At 68.1% G+C, this 18,486-nt stretch carries 12 protein-coding genes and 1 rRNA gene; 3 read left to right on the plus strand and 10 right to left on the minus strand.

Annotation, left to right across the window (positions count from 1 at the left end; genetic code table 11):
• Window positions 1–53: 53 nt before the first annotated feature.
• From K9S39_RS13625 to thyX, 4 genes are all read right to left on the minus strand, one after another.
• Window positions 54–1,582, minus strand: a 16S ribosomal RNA gene (locus tag K9S39_RS13625).
• Between the two features lie 608 nt (window positions 1,583–2,190).
• Entirely contained in the window at window positions 2,191–3,876 is a 1,686-nt protein-coding gene (locus tag K9S39_RS13630; RefSeq protein WP_248863604.1) for a ribonuclease J, read from the minus strand.
• A 113-nt stretch (window positions 3,877–3,989) separates the two neighbouring features.
• On the minus strand, window positions 3,990–4,889 hold the full coding sequence (gene dapA / locus K9S39_RS13635) for a 4-hydroxy-tetrahydrodipicolinate synthase (protein ID WP_248863605.1): 900 nt from the start codon (window positions 4,887–4,889) through the stop codon (window positions 3,990–3,992).
• A 196-nt stretch (window positions 4,890–5,085) separates the two neighbouring features.
• Complete coding sequence (gene thyX, locus K9S39_RS13640; RefSeq protein WP_248863606.1) at window positions 5,086–5,832, minus strand: FAD-dependent thymidylate synthase; 747 nt, start codon at window positions 5,830–5,832, stop codon at window positions 5,086–5,088.
• 241 nt (window positions 5,833–6,073) lie between these two features.
• On the opposite strand from thyX, the gene K9S39_RS13645 reads away from it, so the two are divergent.
• On the plus strand, window positions 6,074–6,313 hold the full coding sequence (locus K9S39_RS13645) for a hypothetical protein (protein WP_248863607.1): 240 nt from the start codon (window positions 6,074–6,076) through the stop codon (window positions 6,311–6,313).
• A 97-nt stretch (window positions 6,314–6,410) separates the two neighbouring features.
• On the plus strand, window positions 6,411–6,968 hold the full coding sequence (locus tag K9S39_RS13650; RefSeq protein ID WP_248863608.1) for a phage holin family protein: 558 nt from the start codon (window positions 6,411–6,413) through the stop codon (window positions 6,966–6,968).
• Window positions 6,969–7,144: 176 nt separating this feature from the next.
• Here the strand turns inward: K9S39_RS13650 and K9S39_RS13655 are convergent, their stop codons facing one another.
• From K9S39_RS13655 to eccD, 6 genes are all read right to left on the minus strand, one after another.
• Window positions 7,145–7,582: a tetratricopeptide repeat protein gene (locus K9S39_RS13655; RefSeq protein WP_248863609.1), complete on the minus strand. Its 438-nt coding sequence runs from the start codon at window positions 7,580–7,582 to the stop codon at window positions 7,145–7,147.
• Window positions 7,583–7,597: 15 nt separating this feature from the next.
• On the minus strand, window positions 7,598–8,350 hold the full coding sequence (gene dapB, locus K9S39_RS13660; RefSeq protein WP_248863610.1) for a 4-hydroxy-tetrahydrodipicolinate reductase: 753 nt from the start codon (window positions 8,348–8,350) through the stop codon (window positions 7,598–7,600).
• Between the two features lie 24 nt (window positions 8,351–8,374).
• On the minus strand, window positions 8,375–9,754 hold the full coding sequence (locus tag K9S39_RS13665) for a M16 family metallopeptidase (RefSeq protein ID WP_248863611.1): 1,380 nt from the start codon (window positions 9,752–9,754) through the stop codon (window positions 8,375–8,377).
• A complete protein-coding gene (locus tag K9S39_RS13670; protein ID WP_248863612.1) occupies window positions 9,751–11,991 on the minus strand; it encodes a polyribonucleotide nucleotidyltransferase in 2,241 nt (746 codons plus the stop codon). The genes K9S39_RS13665 and K9S39_RS13670 overlap by 4 nt, the downstream gene beginning before the upstream one ends.
• Before the next feature lie 293 nt (window positions 11,992–12,284).
• Entirely contained in the window at window positions 12,285–12,572 is a 288-nt protein-coding gene (rpsO, locus tag K9S39_RS13675; protein ID WP_248863613.1) for a 30S ribosomal protein S15, read from the minus strand.
• Between the two features lie 154 nt (window positions 12,573–12,726).
• Window positions 12,727–14,187 (minus strand): type VII secretion integral membrane protein EccD, encoded by a 1,461-nt coding sequence (gene eccD / locus K9S39_RS13680; RefSeq protein ID WP_248863614.1) that lies wholly within the window; start codon window positions 14,185–14,187, stop codon window positions 12,727–12,729.
• A 254-nt stretch (window positions 14,188–14,441) separates the two neighbouring features.
• Between eccD and eccCa the strand changes: the two genes are divergently transcribed.
• On the plus strand, window positions 14,442–18,398 hold the full coding sequence (gene eccCa, locus K9S39_RS13685; RefSeq protein WP_248863615.1) for a type VII secretion protein EccCa: 3,957 nt from the start codon (window positions 14,442–14,444) through the stop codon (window positions 18,396–18,398).
• Window positions 18,399–18,486 lie beyond the last annotated feature (88 nt).

An 18,486-nucleotide genomic window follows, 5' to 3' on the forward strand; every position in this document is an offset into this window, starting at 1 on the left:
CTCGCCTGCGTTATGGCCCTGGACAACCTTCCGGCTGCCTAGATGCTCCTTAGAAAGGAGGTGATCCAGCCGCACCTTCCGGTACGGCTACCTTGTTACGACTTCGTCCCAATCGCCAGTCCCACCTTCGACGATTCCCTCCCACAAGGGGTTGGGCCACCGGCTTCGGGTGTTACCGACTTTCGTGACGTGACGGGCGGTGTGTACAAGGCCCGGGAACGTATTCACCGCAGCAATGCTGATCTGCGATTACTAGCAACTCCGACTTCATGGGGTCGAGTTGCAGACCCCAATCCGAACTGAGACCGGCTTTTTGAGATTCGCTCCACCTCACGGCATCGCAGCTCATTGTACCGGCCATTGTAGCACGTGTGCAGCCCAAGACATAAGGGGCATGATGACTTGACGTCGTCCCCACCTTCCTCCGAGTTGACCCCGGCAGTCTCCTGTGAGTCCCCATCACCCCGAAAGGCATGCTGGCAACACAGAACAAGGGTTGCGCTCGTTGCGGGACTTAACCCAACATCTCACGACACGAGCTGACGACAGCCATGCACCACCTGTACACCGACCACAAGGGGGACCCTGTCTCCAGGGTTTTCCGGTGTATGTCAAGCCTTGGTAAGGTTCTTCGCGTTGCGTCGAATTAAGCCACATGCTCCGCTGCTTGTGCGGGCCCCCGTCAATTCCTTTGAGTTTTAGCCTTGCGGCCGTACTCCCCAGGCGGGGAACTTAATGCGTTAGCTGCGGCACGGACGACGTGGAATGTCGCCCACACCTAGTTCCCAACGTTTACGGCGTGGACTACCAGGGTATCTAATCCTGTTCGCTCCCCACGCTTTCGCTCCTCAGCGTCAGTATCGGCCCAGAGATCCGCCTTCGCCACCGGTGTTCCTCCTGATATCTGCGCATTTCACCGCTACACCAGGAATTCCGATCTCCCCTACCGAACTCTAGCCTGCCCGTATCGAATGCAGACCCGGAGTTAAGCCCCGGGCTTTCACATCCGACGCGACAAGCCGCCTACGAGCTCTTTACGCCCAATAATTCCGGACAACGCTTGCGCCCTACGTATTACCGCGGCTGCTGGCACGTAGTTAGCCGGCGCTTCTTCTGCAGGTACCGTCACTTGCGCTTCTTCCCTGCTGAAAGAGGTTTACAACCCGAAGGCCGTCATCCCTCACGCGGCGTCGCTGCATCAGGCTTGCGCCCATTGTGCAATATTCCCCACTGCTGCCTCCCGTAGGAGTCTGGGCCGTGTCTCAGTCCCAGTGTGGCCGGTCGCCCTCTCAGGCCGGCTACCCGTCGTCGCCTTGGTAGGCCATCACCCCACCAACAAGCTGATAGGCCGCGGGCTCATCCTTCACCGCCGGAGCTTTCCACACACAGACCATGCGGCCGTGTGTCATATCCGGTATTAGACCCCGTTTCCAGGGCTTGTCCCAGAGTGAAGGGCAGATTGCCCACGTGTTACTCACCCGTTCGCCACTAATCCACCACCGAAGCGGCTTCATCGTTCGACTTGCATGTGTTAAGCACGCCGCCAGCGTTCGTCCTGAGCCAGGATCAAACTCTCCGTGAATGTGTACCGGATATCCGGTCGAACACTCGCGTTGAGCGGAACCACCAGAGGAATAATCCGGTGGTTCACAGCATCCTCGCTGTGTGTGCCACCCCGACAAAAGCGGAGTGGGCTTTCAAAGGAACCTCATCTCCACAAGAGGAGACGGGGTATCAACATATCTGGCGTTGACTTTTGGCACGCTGTTGAGTTCTCAAGGAACAGACGCTTCCTTTGCGCCTGTTTCACCAGGCCCTCCGGGCGCTTCCCTTCGATCTTGCGTTTCCGACTCTACCAGATCCTCGCGGTCCTGATTTCCGCCGGTGCGATTCCGCCTCTCGGCTTCCTCGCGGTTTCCGACTTTATCAGATCCTTTTCGTTCCACGCTTCTCGGAAGTCGCGGTTCGAATTCGGTTCCGATTTCCCGTCGGAGGGCCGCCTTTCGGCGTGAATCCGACGCTATCAGATTTCCCTGGGTCGGAATTCCGCCGCTTCCGGGAGGGGCCGCCATACGCGCAGGCGTGCGGTGGTTCCCGTTCAGGCGGAGCTGTAAACCTACTGGAGCGGGGCGCCTGGATGCAAATCCAGGCGCCCCGCTCCCCTTGCGGGCCTTCGCAGGAGACGGTCCGTCAGACCTCGACGACCACGGGAAGGATCATCGGGCGGCGGCGGTAGTTGTCCGACACCCACTTGCCGACCGAGCGGCGAACCAGCTGCTGGAGCTGGTGGGGCTCGGTGATGCCGTCCTGGGCCGACTTGGCCAGGGCCTCATCGATCTTGGGGATGACGGCCTGGAAGGCCGCGTCATCGATGCCGGAGCCGCGGGCGTGGATGTTCGGACCGCCGACGGTCTTGCCGGTGCTGCTGTCCACGACCACGAAGACCGAGATGATGCCCTCGTCGCCAAGGATGCGGCGGTCCTTCAGATGGGTCTCGGTGACATCGCCGACCGAGAGGCCGTCGACGTAGACATAGCCCGCCTGGACCTTGCCGGCGATCTTGGCGACGCCGTCGACGAGATCGACCACGACGCCGTCCTCGGCGATGACGATGCGGTCCTTGGGGACGCCGGTCAGTGCGCCGAGCTCGGCGTTTGCGCGCAGGTGGCGCCACTCACCGTGGACCGGCATCAGGTTTCTCGGCTTGCAGATGTTGTAGAAGTACAGCAGTTCGCCGGCCGAGGCGTGGCCCGAGACATGGACCTTGGCGTTGCCCTTGTGGACGACATTGGCGCCCCAGCGGGTCAGTCCGTTGATGACGCGGTAGACGGCGTTCTCGTTGCCGGGGATGAGCGACGAGGCCAGGATCACCGTGTCGCCCTGGACGATACGGATCTGGTGGTCGCGGTTGGCCATCCGGGAGAGGGCCGCCATCGGCTCGCCCTGGGAGCCCGTACAGACCAGCACGACCTCGTCGTCCGGGAGATCGTCGAGCATCTTGACGTCCACGACGAGACCCGCCGGGACCTTGAGGTAGCCCAGCTCGCGGGCGATGCCCATGTTGCGGACCATCGAGCGGCCGACGAAGGCGACCCGACGGCCGTATTCGTGTGCCGCGTCGAGGATCTGCTGGATGCGGTGCACATGGCTGGCGAAGCTGGCGACGATGATGCGCTTCTGGGCGTTGGCGAACACCTGGCGCAGCACGTCGGAGATATCCCGCTCGGGCGGGACGAAGCCCGGGACCTCGGAGTTCGTGGAGTCGGAGAGGAGGAGGTCGATGCCTTCCTCGCCGAGCTTGGCGAAGGCCGGGAGGTCGGTGAGGCGGCGGTCCAGCGGGAGCTGGTCCATCTTGAAGTCGCCGGTGTGCACGACCATGCCCGCGGGGGTGCGGATGGCGACGGCCAGGGCGTCCGGGATGGAGTGGTTGACCGCGACGAACTCGCAGTCGAAGGGGCCGACGCGCTCGGTGTGCCCCTCCTTGACCTCAAGGGTGTAGGGACGGATGCGGTGCTCCTGGAGCTTGGCCTCGATGAGCGCGAGGGTCAGCTTGGAGCCGATGAGGGGGATGTCCGGCTTCTCCCGGAGGAGGTAGGGGACACCGCCGATGTGGTCCTCGTGGCCGTGCGTGAGCACGATGCCGTCGATGTCGTCGAGGCGGTCCCTGATGGACGAGAAGTCCGGCAGGATCAGGTCGATTCCGGGCTGCTCCTCCTCGGGGAAAAGCACTCCGCAGTCGACGATCAGCAGCCGGCCGCCGTACTCGAAGACGGTCATATTGCGGCCGATTTCGCCCAGGCCGCCGAGGGGGGTGACCCGCAGGCCGCCCTTGGGAAGCTTCGGCGGGGCGCCGAGCTCAGGATGCGGATGACTCAAAAGACTCTCCTCACCACGCGCGCCACGCTGCCGTCCAGGCACGTGGCGCGCATGACATTCGTGCACTTGCTATGTGGCGGTTGTTGGTCCGTGTTCAGTTGTGAAGTCTGTGGTCAGAGCTGTACGCCACCGGCCGCGAGGTCTCGGGTGAGCTGTTCGGTCTCCTCGGCGGAGAGCTCCACGAGGGGCAGCCGCAGCGGGCCGGCGGGCAGGCCCTGAAGGGCGAGCGCGGCCTTGGTGGTGATGACGCCCTGGGTGCGGAACATGCCGGTGAAGACGGGCAGCAGCTTCTGGTGGATCTCGGTGGCCTTCGAGACGTCGCCGTTGAGGTGGGCGTCCAGGAGGGCGCGCAGCTCGGGGGTGACGATATGGCCGACGACCGAGACGAAACCGACGGCGCCGACCGAGAGCAGCGGGAGGTTGAGCATGTCGTCGCCGCTGTACCAGGCGAGGTCGGAGCGGGCGATGGCCCAGCTGGCGCGTCCGAGATCACCCTTGGCGTCCTTGTTGGCGACGATCCGCGGGTGCTCGGAGAGCCGGACCATGGTCTCGGTATTGATCGGGACGCCGCTGCGGCCGGGGATGTCGTAGAGCATGACGGGCAGCTCGGTGGTGTCCGCGATGGCCGTGAAGTGCCGCAGGAGGCCTTCCTGCGGCGGCTTGCTGTAGTACGGCGTGACCGCGAGCAGGCCGTGGGCTCCGGCGTCCTGGGCGGCGCGGGCGAGCTCCAAGCTGTGGTGGGTGTCGTTGGTGCCGGCTCCGGCGACCACGAACGCGCGGTCTCCGACCGCGTCGACCACGGCGCGCACGAGCTGGGCTTTCTCCGCATCGCTGGTGGTCGGTGACTCTCCGGTGGTGCCGTTGACGACGATGCCGTCATTGCCGGCGTCTACCAGATGGGTGGCGAGCCGCTGTGCGCCGTCGAGGTCGAGGGCGCCATCCGCCGTGAACGGCGTGACCATGGCGGTCAGCACCCGCCCGAAGGGGGTCTGCGGTGTGGAAGTCGGAGCCATGGGTCCCACGCTACTCGTAGCGCACCGCGGGGTGCGCGTCTGGGGAGCAGGGAGGTGGACTCCGGCACTGCCTGCTCGGGGGTTCAAGCAGTGCCGGGTCCGTCTGTTCAGCGTAGTTGAACTTCATAAAATGCCGCAATCCGGACACTTCGCACGTCTGTGCCAGCGCCCCGGCGCCCGGCCCGGCGCCCGTGAATTACGGCGCGATGCGGCCGTTCGCATTGAATGCGCCGTACGTGAGCGGCATGAGCTTGGCCCAGTGGGCCTCCATCTGCTCCCCGACCATCTCGATCTCGCGCTGCGGGAAGGAGGGGACCTTCGCCAGCTCGTGCTGCGTCCGCAGACCCAGGAAGTGCATCAGGGACCGGGCATTGCAGGTCGCGTACATGGACGAGTACAGGCCGACGGGGAGCACCGCGCGGGCGACCTCGCGGGCGACGCCGGCGGCGAGCATCTCCTGGTACGCGGCGTACGCCTGGCGGTAGGTGTCCTCCATGACGCGGGTGGTGAGCTCGTGCTGCTCCGTGGTGCCCTCGACGAATTCGTACTTCCCGGGGCGGCCCTCCTGGATGAGCTTGCGGGACTCTCCGGGGACGTAGAAGACCGGTTCCAGCCGGCGGTAGCGGCCGGACTCCTCGTTGTACGACCAGCCGACGCGGTGCCGCATGAACTCGCGGAAGACGAAGATCGGCGCGCTGATGAAGAAGGTCATCGAGTTGTGCTCGAAGGGGCTGCCGTGCCGGTCCCGCATGAGGAAGTTGATCAGGCCCTTGGAGCGCTCGGGGTCCTTCTGGAGCTCTTCCAGGGACTGCTCGCCGGCCGTGGAGACGCGGGCCGCCCAGAGCACGTCGCTGTCGGCCGCACTGTGCTTGACCAGCTCGACCGTCACCTCGCTCCGGAAGCTGGCTGCGCTCTCGGCGCTCTCGTCGGGAGTGTGGGACACCGGCGGTTCCTTCCAATCGATCCTCGTGCGCGCCCAGCCTACGGCCCGCCACTGACAGCTCGGGAAAGCAGTTGGAATGCCGCATGACGGGGTGTTAGGTATAAAACGGTCTTCGAGAGCAGGGGATGAGGCTGCGGTTGATGTTTTTCACAGAAGTCCCGGAAAACGGGCACCAAACGGACGCCGCAGTCGTCTATCCCTGTGACAGTGCCCACTTCGAGGTTCCTAGGAGAGCCCGCTCATGTTCCGCCGGCGAGAGCCCGTCCCGTTCGCCTTTGTCGCCGAGGCAGACCGGTTCCGCAGCAATGTCACTCCCCCGCCGCGCCAGCGCGCCTCCCGCGCGCAGCTCGTGGGCCAGTCCCTGATCACCCTGACGGTGGTGGGCGGCCTGGCCGGCGCGCTGCTGTTCGGCGTGCCCGCGCTGCAGCAGGACAGCTCCGGCTCCGGCCGGGTGCATCAGTCCGAGGCCGCGCACCGCTGAGCGGGGCGGCGAGCGGCGCCGAGTGGTTCCGCTCCGCCAGTCCCGATAACCTCACCGGTCACAGCTTCCGTAGCGTGCCCATGAGTGAGGATCAGCCGTGCCCCTGCCCTTTCTGACGGCCGACCGCGACCTCGATTGTGATCACCGTACGGCGGAATCGGCCCCGCTCCCGCATGACGAGCCCGACCACTGGCGCCGTCCCTACCGTCCCGGACCGTGGCGGGTGGGGACGGCGGCGGTGTTTTTACTGCTCGCCTCGTTCGTGCTGCTCAGCGCGGTGATCATTGCGGTGGCGGGTGCGCTGCCCGCGGGCGTGGTCTGTCTGGTGGTGGCAGCGCTGCTGATCACGCTCTCGGTGCGGCTGCTGCGCGTGGGGCTGTGGGTGAGTGCGCGCGGCATGCGGCAGGTGGGGCTGCTGCGTACGACGACGGAGCCGTGGAGCGGCGTCGCGTCGGTCCGTATCGTCCAGCAGCCGGTCCGCTGGCTGGGACTGCCGCGGGCGGTGCAGGGGCAGGCCCTGGTCGTCGAGCGGATGCGGGGCGAGCCGCTGCGCGTCATCGTGACGGACCACAGCAGCGACTTCCTGTCCCGCCCGGAGGCCTTCGACCGGGCGGCGGATGTCCTGGAGGCATGGGCGGCGGAGCATCGGGGGTAGAGGCGGGGGTGCGGCAGGGCGGGGCTGCTGCTGTTTTCGGCTACCCCTGTTTTTCCCACCCGCCCATCCCCCTTCGGGGGGTGGGCGGGTGTGGTGAGTCGGTTCGGCTGCGCGCTCAATAGTGCCTCGGTTCTACGACGCCCCCGGTGGTGCCTCGGCCCCACAGACGCAACCGGCTACTTGCCCCGCAAAGCGATGGCGCGCTGCATCGCCTTGCGGGCGCGCGGGGTGTCCCGGGCGTCGTGGTAGGCGATCGCTAGCCGGAACCAGGTGCGCCAGTCGCCGGGCGCCTCCTCCGTCTCGGCCTGCCGCTTGGCGAAGACCTCGTCGGCCGAATCGCGGTCGATCCGGCCGCCGGAGGTGCGCCGCAGTTCGTCGACCGGCAGCCCCCCCTCGGCCGCCAGCTCACGCGACAGGAGGTCTGCCTTACGGGCGAACTGGGTGGTCTGCCACAGGAACCAGAGGCCGATGAACGGCAGGACCAGGACGGCGATCCCGAAGGCGACGGTCAACGGGGTGCCCTGCTCGATGAGCAGCACGCCACGGCTGCCGACCAGCACGAAGTAGACGACCAGCACCGCCGCGAGGGCGAAGTAAGTGATCTTTGCGCGCACCGTCGGTTCTGCCCGTCAGTCCAGGTCGAGGAAGTTTTCCAGGCCCACCGTCAGGCCCGGAGTGGTCACCACGCGGCGCACGCCGAGCAGGATGCCCGGCATGAAGCTGCTGTGGTGGAGGGAGTCGTGCCGGATGGTGAGGGTCTCGCCCTCGCCGCCGAGCAGCACCTCCTGATGGGCGAGGAGGCCGCGCAGGCGTACGGAGTGGACGGGGACGCCGTCGACATCCGCGCCGCGGGCGCCGTCCAGGGCGGTGGTCGTGGCGTCCGGCTGGGGTGCGCAGCCCGCCTGCTCACGGGCCGCGGCGATCAGCTGGGCGGTACGGGAGGCCGTACCGGAGGGCGCATCCGCCTTGTTGGGGTGATGCAGCTCGATGACCTCGACGGACTCGAAGAAGCGGGCCGCCTGCTGGGCGAACCGCATGGTCAGCACCGCGCCGATGGAGAAGTTCGGGGCGATGAGCACGCCCGCCTCGGGGGAGGCGGCGAGCGAGGTGCGCAGCTGCGCGAGGCGCTCGTCGGTCCAGCCGGTGGTGCCGACCACGGCGTGGATGCCGTGCCGCAGGCAGAAGTCGAGGTTGCCCATCACCGCGCCGGGGTTGGTCAGCTCGACCACGACCTGGGCCTCGGCCTCGACCAGGGTCTCCAGCTTGTCGCCCCGGCCGAGGGCGGCGACCAGTTCCATGTCCTCGGCGGCCTCGACGGCCCGTACGGCCTCGGAGCCGATGCGTCCCCGGGCGCCGAGGACGGCCACGCGCAGCTTGCTCATCGTTTCCAGCTCTCTCTAGGTGATTTACGTGACCGCGTCGTCCAGCCGGGCCGCCTGCCGGTCCTTCAGCGGGCCGATGACGGACAGCGAGGGGCGGGCACCCAGGACGTCGCGGGCCACCTCGCGCACCTCGTCGGGGGTGACCGCCGCTATCCGGGCGAGCATCTCGTCGACCGACATCTGCTCCCCCCAGCACAGCTCGCTCTTGCCGATGCGGTGCATCAGCGCTCCGGTGTCCTCCAGGCCGAGGACGGTGGAGCCGCGGAGCTGGCCGATCGCGCGGCGGATCTCGTCGTCGGTGAGGCCGTCGGACGCCACCTGTTCGAGTTCGTCGCGGCAGATCTTGAGGACGTCGTGCACCTGGCTGGGGCGGCAGCCGGCGTAGACGCCGAACAGGCCGCAGTCGGCGAAGCCCGAGGTGTACGAGTACACGCTGTAGGCCAGACCACGCTTTTCGCGGACCTCCTGGAAGAGGCGGGAGCTCATCCCGCCGCCCAGGGCGGTGTTCAGTACGCCCATCGCCCAGCGGCGGTCGTCCGTCCGGGCGATACCGGGCATCCCGAGGATCACATGGGCCTGCTCGGTTGTGCGGCCGAGGAGTTCGACGCGGCCGGCGGTGCGGATGGCGCGGTTTCCGGAGCGCGGGGCGACCGGGACGGCGTCGCTTCGGTGCAGCGCTCCGGCCTGCTCGAAGGCGCGGCGGACGAGGCGGACGACCTTGGTGTGGTCGATGTTGCCGGCTGCCGTGACGACGAGGTGCGTCGGGTCGTAGTGCTTCTTGTAGAAGCGGCGGACGCGCTTGGCGCTGAGGGCGTTGACGGTGTCGACGGTGCCCAGGACCGGGCGGCCGAGCGGGGTGTCGCCGAGCATGGTGTGCGCGAACAGGTCGTGCACGCAGTCGCCCGGGTCGTCCTCGGTCATGGCGATCTCTTCGAGGATGGCGCCGCGCTCGACGTCGACGTCCTCTTCGAGGATGAGCGAGCCGGTGAGCATGTCGCAGACCACGTCGATGGCGAGCGGCAGATCCGCGTCCAGCACCCGCGCGTAGTAGCAGGTGTATTCCTTCGCGGTGAAGGCGTTCATCTCGCCGCCGACCGCGTCGATGGCGGCGGAGATGTCCAGCGCGCTGCGCCGCCCGGTGCCCTTGAAGAGCAGATGCTCCAGGTAGTGCGTGGCGCCGTTGAGGGACGGGGTCTCGTCGCGGGAGCCGACGTGTGCCCAGATCCCGAAGGTGACCGAGCGTACGGACGGCAGGGTCTCGGTGACGATGCGCAGGCCGCCGGGGAGGGTCGTCCTGCGGACCGTGCCGGCGCCGTTGACGCCCTTGAGAAGCGTTTGGGTACGGGCGACGGCCCGCCCCTCCGAAGAGGGGCGGGCCGTCGCCTGTGAGCTACGGGATGTCACTTGGCGGCGTCGTCCTTCGCCGCGGCGGAGCCGCTGTTGGATGCAGCGTCCTCTTCTTCACCCTCGATGACCGGGATCAGCGAGAGCTTCCCGCGCTGGTCGATCTCGGCGATCTCGACCTGGACCTTGGCGCCCACGGCGAGCACGTCCTCGACGTTCTCCACGCGCTTGCCGCCGGCAAGCTTGCGGATCTGCGAGATGTGCAGCAGACCGTCCTTGCCCGGGAGCAGCGACACGAACGCACCGAAGGTGGTGGTCTTGACGACCGTGCCCAGGTAGCGCTCGCCGACCTCCGGCATGGTCGGGTTGGCGATGCCGTTGATCGTGGCGCGGGCGGCCTCGGCGGCCGGGCCGTCGGCGGCACCGATGTAGATGGTGCCGTCGTCCTCGATCGTGATGTCGGCGCCGGTGTCCTCCTGGATCTGGTTGATCATCTTGCCCTTGGGGCCGATGACCTCACCGATCTTGTCCACCGGGATCTTGACGGTGATGATCCGCGGGGCGTTCGGGGACATCTCGTCCGGGACGTCGATGGCCTCGTTCATGACGTCCAGGATGTGCAGCCGCGCGTCGCGGGCCTGCTTCAGCGCGGCGGCCAGGACCGAGGCGGGGATGCCGTCGAGCTTGGTGTCGAGCTGCAGCGCGGTGACGAACTGCTTGGTGCCGGCGACCTTGAAGTCCATGTCACCGAAGGCGTCCTCCGCACCGAGGATGTCGGTGAGGGCGACATAGTGCGTCTGGCCGTCGATCTCCTGGGAGATCAGGCCCATGGCGATACCGGCGACCGGGGCCTTGAGCGGCACACCGGCGTTCAGCAGCGACATGGTGGAGGCGCAGACCGAGCCCATGGACGTCGAGCCGTTGGAGCCCAGCGCCTCGGAGACCTGACGGATCGCGTACGGGAACTCCTCGCGGGACGGCAGCACCGGCACGATGGCGCGCTCGGCCAGCGCGCCGTGGCCGATCTCGCGGCGCTTGGGCGAGCCCACGCGGCCGGTCTCACCGACGGAGTACGGCGGGAAGTTGTAGTTGTGCATATAGCGCTTGCGGGTCACCGGGGAGAGGGTGTCCAGCTGCTGCTCCATGCGGAGCATGTTCAGGGTGGTGACACCCAGGATCTGGGTCTCGCCACGCTCGAACAGGGCGGAGCCGTGCACCCGCGGGAGCGCCTCGACCTCGGCGGCGAGCGTACGGATGTCCGTGACGCCGCGGCCGTCGATGCGCTTCTTCTCCTTGATGACGCGCTCACGGACCAGGGACTTGGTCAGCGAGCGGTACGCGGCGGAGATCTCCTTCTCGCGGCCCTCGAACTGCGGCAGCAGCTTCTCGGCGGCCAGGCCCTTGACGCGGTCCAGCTCGGCCTCGCGGTCCTGCTTGCCGGCGATGGTCAGCGCCTGGGCGAGCTCGTCCTTGACGGCGGCGGTCAGCGCCTCCAGGACGTCGTCCTGGTAGTCGAGGAAGATCGGGAACTCGCCGACCGGCTTGGCGGCCTTGGCGGCGAGGTCCGACTGGGCCTTGCAGAGCACCTTGATGAAGGGCTTGGCGGCCTCCAGACCGGCGGCGACGACCTCCTCGGTCGGCGCCTCGGTACCGTCCTTGACCAGCTGGACGGTCTTCTCGGTGGCCTCGGCCTCGACCATCATGATCGCGACATCGCCGTCCGGCAGCACCCGGCCGGCCACGACCATGTCGAAGACGGCGTCCTCCAGCTCGGTGTGGGTGGGGAAGGCGACCCACTGGCCCTTGATCAGGGCGACGCGGGTGCCGCCGATCGGGCCGGAGAAGGGCAGACCGGCCAGCTGCGTGGAGCAGGAGGCGGCGTTGATGGCGACCACGTCGTAGAGGTGGTCGGGGTTGAGCGCCATGACCGTCTCGACGATCTGGATCTCGTTGCGCAGGCCCTTCTTGAAGGACGGGCGCAGCGGCCGGTCGATGAGGCGGCAGGTGAGCACCGCGTCCTCGGAGGGACGGCCCTCACGGCGGAAGAAGGAACCGGGGATCTTCCCGGCCGCGTACATCCGCTCCTCGACGTCGACGGTCAGCGGGAAGAAGTCCAGCTGGTCCTTCGGGGTCTTGGACGCGGAGGTGGCCGACAGCACCATGGTGTCGTCGTCCAGGTACGCCACGGCGGAGCCGGCGGCCTGCTTGGCCAGGCGGCCCGTCTCGAAGCGGATGGTACGGGTGCCGAAGGAGCCGTTGTCGATGACGGCCTCGGCGTAGTGGGTCTCGTTCTCCACCAGGAATATCTCCTCGTCTGCGTCCGCTGCCCGTGTGGCGGCGGACCTTCGTCGGTGGAGCGCCGGTGCGGGCCGGTCTTCGATCGAAGCACCCGGAGTGATGACGCCTGCAGTACAGGGATCGTCCGGGGGCCACTACCGAGGACCGGCGGCCAGGAGGCGCTCCTACCGCGTTCACTTTTGCGATATGGCACCAGACTACAAAGCTTCCGTCCACCTCGCGGGGGCGGAGCGATCCGGTGCCTACGGCAAAGGGAGCGGCCCCCGGTGGGAACCGCTCCCTTTACGGCTTCTTACTTGGCGCCCGCCGCGCCGCGGCGGATGCCCAGGCGCTCGACCAGCGTACGGAAGCGCGTGATGTCCTTCTTCGCCAGGTACTGCAGCAGGCGGCGGCGCTGGCCGACCAGCAGCAGCAGACCACGGCGGGAGTGGTGGTCGTGCTTGTGGGTCTTGAGGTGCTCGGTCAGGTCCGAGATGCGGCGGGACAGCAGCGCGACCTGGACCTCGGGGGAGCCGGTGTCACCCTCCTTGGTGGCGAATTCGGACATGATCTGCTTCTTCGTGACGGCGTCGAGCGACACGCGGTACTCCTCGGTGATTCGGGCCGGTGAGCGTCCCTGGACGGTCTTCACAGGGAGTCTTCGATTACTCGGCCGGGCCGTCACACAGCGTACCAGCTGGCCACGGCCCCCCGACCGGGTGGTCGGGGGGCCGTGGGAGGAGGGGCGGGCGGCGCTAGCTGGTGAGGCCGCGCACCTTCGCGTAGACGTCGAGGACCGCCAGGCACAGCGGCACCAGGGACAGCAGGACCAGGCCGTCGAAGATATCGAAGATCCGGCCCCAGAAGGGGGTGACGCCCTTGCGCGGGACGACCAGGCCGACGCCCACCAGGAGGGCGGCGCCCGCCGCGATGCTGCCGGAGAACCAGACGGTGCGGATGTTCAGCGGACCGGCGTCGGCGTACCGCTCCAGCTCGACGAAGATGTCCGTCGGCGGGTTCAGGGCGATGCCCAGGATCAGCAGGACGATGGTGAGGATGCCCGCGATGGTCAGGCAGGCGACCTGCGCGGTGTAGTCGAAGAGCCGGGCGCGGAGCATGATCGTGATGCCCGCGGCCAGCGCCAGCACCTGGGCCCAGACGTTGTCGGAGAAGCCGAGGACCACACCGGCCGAGCCGACGACCAGGGCGGCACAGCCGCCGACGAGGCCGAGCAGCAGCTCGTGGCCGCGCTTGGCCTGGTTGCCGATCTTGACGAAGTCGACCGACTCGGTCTCGCCGCGCTCGCCGTCGTAGCCCTGGGCGATCTGGTCGGGCGACCTGTAGCCGATGGGCAGCCGGGCGAAGCGTGCGGAGAGTCCGGGCAGCCAGGCGACCAGCGCGATGGCGACGACGGCGGTGACGGCGGCGACCTCGCTGGGCGAGGCTTCGGTGAGGATCGCACCGAAGACCGCGAGGGTGCCGACGGCGGACAGGAACGCGGCGGCGACGAAGGGGGCGTCACCGCGCGGCAGCAGGACCACCAGCAGGACGGAGGCGATCAGTACCGTCACGGTGCCGACGAGGAGGTGCAGCCGGCCCGGTCCCTCGCCCGCGTCGACCGGGAAGATGCCGGAGCCGGCGATCAGCAGATGCGGCAGCGAGGCGAGGCCGAGGGCGATGGACGACGGGTGGTCGTCGTAGACCCGGGCCCGGACACCGGCCAGTGCGACCAGCACGACGCCGACGACGCCCGCGATGATGCCGGGCAGCCGGTGCATATCGCGGTCGAGCGGGTTCGAGAACCACAGCGCGAACGCCATCATGGCGAGCAGCAGCACACCGGCGGTGAGGCCGACGAAGTGCATCAGGTCGTCGCTCCAGCGGCTGCGGTTGCGCTTGACCGCGGAGGCGACGGCGTCCGAGACATCGTCGAAGACCGGGAGGGGCAGCGACTCGGCGAACGGCTTCAGAAGAAGGAGGTCGCCGTCGAGGATCTGCTGCTGCGCCAGCGACTGTCCGCCGTCGAGTACGGTGCCGTCCCGGCGTACGAGGTGGTAGCCGGTCGGGGCGCCCTCCGCCTGGGACTGCCCGGAGAGCCGCAGGATCTCCGGATAAATGTCGACCAGTGCGACGTCCTCCGGCAGAGCCACATCGATCCGTGCGTCCGGCGCGGCGACTGTGACCCGGCAAAAGCCGGTGCCTGTGGTCGTGCTCACCTGGCGGTTCCCCCTATCCGTTGGGCGTTTTGTCGCGGCGCGTGCCCTATATATAGGCCCGTCTGAACAGGGCTTCGGCAGGCTCGCGGGGCGTCAGCGTACCGTCCGATCAGGGGCCTGCCCCACCCACCCCACGGCTTGACGCGTAACAGTAGGATCAACGCCTGCGTCGGGCCAAGGACTTGTGCCCGGGGGACCGTCAGACCAACGGGGGCGGTCCGAGACTGCGAGATGCATGAAGGACTGATGCCTCGGTGAGCGTTGTCATCGTCAAGCGCCCGCCCCGCGCGCTGCCACCTGAAGTCCCCTCCGAGGAGGTGACACTTGAGGCGCCCCCGGAGCTGCCCCGTGAGGGCGACGGCGACAACTTCCTCATGAGCCTCATGCCCATGATGGGCATGGCGGGTTCGGCGGGTTTCCTGTTCATGGGGGACCGGCCGTTCATGAAGATCATGGGCGGCGTCATGGTGGTCTCCACCCTGGCGATGGCGATCGTGCAGATCGTCAAGGCCCGTCAGGGACCTTCCGGACAAATGCTTCAGGAGCGGCAGGACTACCTCAAGTACCTTGCGCAGAAGCGGAAAGAGGTACGCCGCACCGCCCGCAAGCAGCGGGACGCCCAGCTCTTCACCCACCCCGACCCGACCCAGCTGTGGTCCATCGTGGCCGAGGGCAAGCGGGTGTGGGAGCGCCGGGCGACCGACCCGGACTTCGCGCAGGTGCGGCTGGGGCTGGGGCCGCAGCAGCTGGCCACCCCGCTGAAGGCTCCGGAGACCGCTCCGGTCGACGAGCTGGAGCCGCTCACCGCGCACGCGATGAAGGAATTCCTCGACAAACACGGCCAGTTGGACGAGCTTCCGCTGGCGGTCTCGCTGCGCGCCTTCTACCACCTGACGGTCTCCGGTGACCCGGACACGGTGTACGGCGCCTCGCGCGCCATCGTCTCCCAGCTGTGCACGCTGCACTCCCCCGAGGACATGGTGGTGGCGGTCGTCGCCTCGCCCGGTGCGCAAGCGGACTGGGAGTGGATGAAGTGGCTGCCGCAGGTCCAGGACAAGACGACGGACGGCGCGGGCAGCCGACGGCTGGTCGTCGGCGACCTCGGTGAGGTCGAGGAACTGCTGGCGGACGAGCTGGAGGGCCGCGGACGGTTCAATCCCCAGGGCCCCCCGGTGGTCGACACCCCGCATCTGGTGATCGTGCTGGACGCCGGCGAGGTGCCGGTGGACTCGGTCATCGCCGGTGCGGAGGGCCTGCAGGGCGTCACCATCCTGGAGATCGTGCCGGGCGACCTCGACGAGATCCGCGGTGGTCTGGCCGTGCAGGTGTGGCCGGGCAAGCTGGTGCTGGAGTCGGCGAGCGGCGCGGTCTACAACGGCGTCTGCGACACCCTCTCGGTCGAGGAGGCGGAGGCGCTGGCGCGTCAGCTGGCCCCGCTGCGGGCCGGTTCGGGCGCGGACGGCGAGGAGCCGCTGCTGTCCAACCTGGACTTCACCGACCTGCTCAACATCGGTGACGCCGGTTCGGTCGATGTGTCGCGTACGTGGCGGCCGCGGACCCTGGCCGAGCGGCTGCGGGTGCCGATCGGTGTCGACCGGGACGGCCAGCCGGTCATGCTGGACATCAAGGAAGCGTCGCAGCAGGGCATGGGCCCGCACGGGCTGTGTGTCGGTGCGACCGGTTCCGGCAAGTCCGAGGTGCTGCGCACTCTGGTGCTGGCCCTCGCGGTCACGCACTCCTCCGAGACGCTCAACTTCATCCTCGCGGACTTCAAGGGTGGCGCCACCTTCACCGGTATGTCGGAGATGCCGCACGTCGCGGCGGTCATCACCAACCTCGGTGAGGACGTCACGCTGATCGACCGGATGCGCGACTCGATCACCGGTGAGCTCCAGCGCCGTCAGGAGCTGCTGCGCTCGGCGGGCAACTACGCCAACATCACCGACTACGAGAAGGCGCGTGCCGCGGGTGCCCCGCTGGACCCGCTGCCGTCGCTGGTGATGATCATCGACGAGTTCTCCGAGCTGCTCGCCGCCAAGCCGGACTTCATCGAGATGTTCATCCAGATCGGCCGTATCGGCCGGTCGATGGGTGTGCACATGCTGCTCGCCTCGCAGCGTCTGGAAGAGGGCAAGCTGCGCGGTCTGGACACCTTCCTCTCCTACCGGCTGGGTCTGCGGACCTTCTCCGCGGCCGAGTCGCGGACCGCGATCGGTGTGCCGGACGCCTATCACCTGCCGAACGTCCCGGGTTCCGGCATCCTGAAGTACGACACCGAGACGATGGTCCAGTTCAAGGCCGCGTATGTCGGTGGTACATACCGCGGCCCGGGTGGCGGCGGCCGTGGCGGCGTCGGTGGCCGGTCGACGCGGATGCCGGTGCCGTTCACCGCGGCCCCGGTCATCGAGCAGATCATCGAGGAGCCCGTCGCCGTCGAGGCGGACGAGCCGGAGGTCGACGACGCGCTGGCCGACACCGTCCTGGACGTCATCGTCCAGCGGATGGTGGGCCAGGGCCCACCGGCGCACCAGGTGTGGCTGCCCCCGCTGGACGAGGCGCCGACGGTCAACCAGCTCCTGCCGGCGCTCGCGGTCACTCCCGAACGGGGTGTGCACGCGCCGGAGTACACCGCGCTCGGCAAGCTCGTGGTGCCGGTCGCGCTGGTGGACAAGCCGTTCGAGCAGCGGCGTGACGTCATGTACCTGGACTTCTCCGCCGGCGCCGGTCACGGTCTGGTCGTGGGTGGTCCGCAGTCCGGTAAGTCCACGCTGATCCGGTCCGCCATGGCCTCGTTCGCGCTCACCCACACACCGAGCGAAGTGCAGTTCTACTGCCTCGACTTCGGTGGCGGCGGCATGCTGACCATGGAGGGGCTGCCGCACGTCGGCGGTGTCGCCTCGCGGCTGGACGCCGAGAAGGTGCGCCGTACGGTCTCCGAGGTCGTCGGCATCCTCAACGAGCGCGAGGAGTTCTTCCGCGCCAACAACATCGACTCGATCGCGACCTACCGCCAGCGGCGGGCCGCGGGCGCCTTCCCCGACCAGAAGTGGGGCGACGTCTTCCTGGTCATCGATGGCTGGGGCACGTTCAAGACCGACTACGAGCAGCTCGACCCGGTGATCCTGGACATCGCCGGCCGGGGTCTCGGTTTCGGTGTCCACCTGGTCCTCGCCGCCTCGCGCTACACCGAGGTGCGGCCCGCCCTGCGCGACCAGCTCCTCAACCGCGTCGAGCTGCGCCTGGGTGACGCCATGGAGTCGGAGTTCGACCGCAAGCGCGCGGAGAACGTCCCGATGGGCAAGCCCGGTCGTGGTCTGTCTCCCGAGAAGCTGGACTTCCTGTCGGCGCTGCCGCGGCTGGACGGGATGTCCGACCCGGAGACGGTCAGCGACGGCATCGCGAACCTGGTCCAGACGGTCAGCGAGAACTGGCCGGGCGAGCCCGCCCCCGCGGTGCGGATGCTGCCGACGATGCTGCAGGTCAACGAGCTGCCCAAGGGCAGCGACCACCCGGAGCGCGGCGTCGCGATCGGTGTCGACGAGACCACGCTGTCGCCGGCGTTCATCGACTTCGAGACCGACCCGCTGCTGGTCGTCTACGGCGAGAGCGAATCGGGCAAGTCGGCGATGCTGCGCCTGCTCGCCAAGCAGATCGCGGAGCGGTACCCCGCGGAGAAGGCGCTCATGGTCGTCTCCGACTACCGGCGTGCGCACCTCGGGGAGATCCCGGAGAGCCACCTCTACAAGTACTGCGCCGCGGGCCCGCAGCTGCAGGAGGTCATCAGCGGTCTGGCCGGTTCGCTGGGCCGCCGGATGCCCGGACCGGACGTCACGCCGGAGCAGCTGCGCAACCGCAGCTGGTACGACCTGCCGGACGCGTTCGTGATCGTGGACGACTACGACCTGGTGGCGACCAGCAGCGGCAACCCGCTGCAGCCGCTGCTGGAGTATCTGCCGTTCGCCCGTGACCTGGGTCTGCGCCTGATCATCGCGCGCAGCTCCTCGGGTGCCGGACGGTCCTCGTTCGAGCCCGTCATGCAGCGCACCAAGGAGCTCGGTGCGCAGGGTCTGATCTTCTCGGCCGACCCGGCCGAGGGCCCGCTGATGGGCAACATCAAGGGCCAGAGCCTGACGCCTGGACGGGCGACGTTCATCACGCGCAAGCGCGGTGCGCAGCTGGTCCAGACGGGCTGGCTGCCGCCGAAGGGCTGATCGGTCGCGCGGAGAACAGCGGTGGGGCGTCCCTCTTGGGAGGGGCGCCCCACCGCCGTTGTGTGGGGGTGGGGCCGTTATGTGGGGG

It is taken from the genome of Streptomyces halobius, assembly GCF_023277745.1.
Classification (GTDB): Bacteria; Actinomycetota; Actinomycetes; order Streptomycetales; family Streptomycetaceae; genus Streptomyces; species Streptomyces halobius.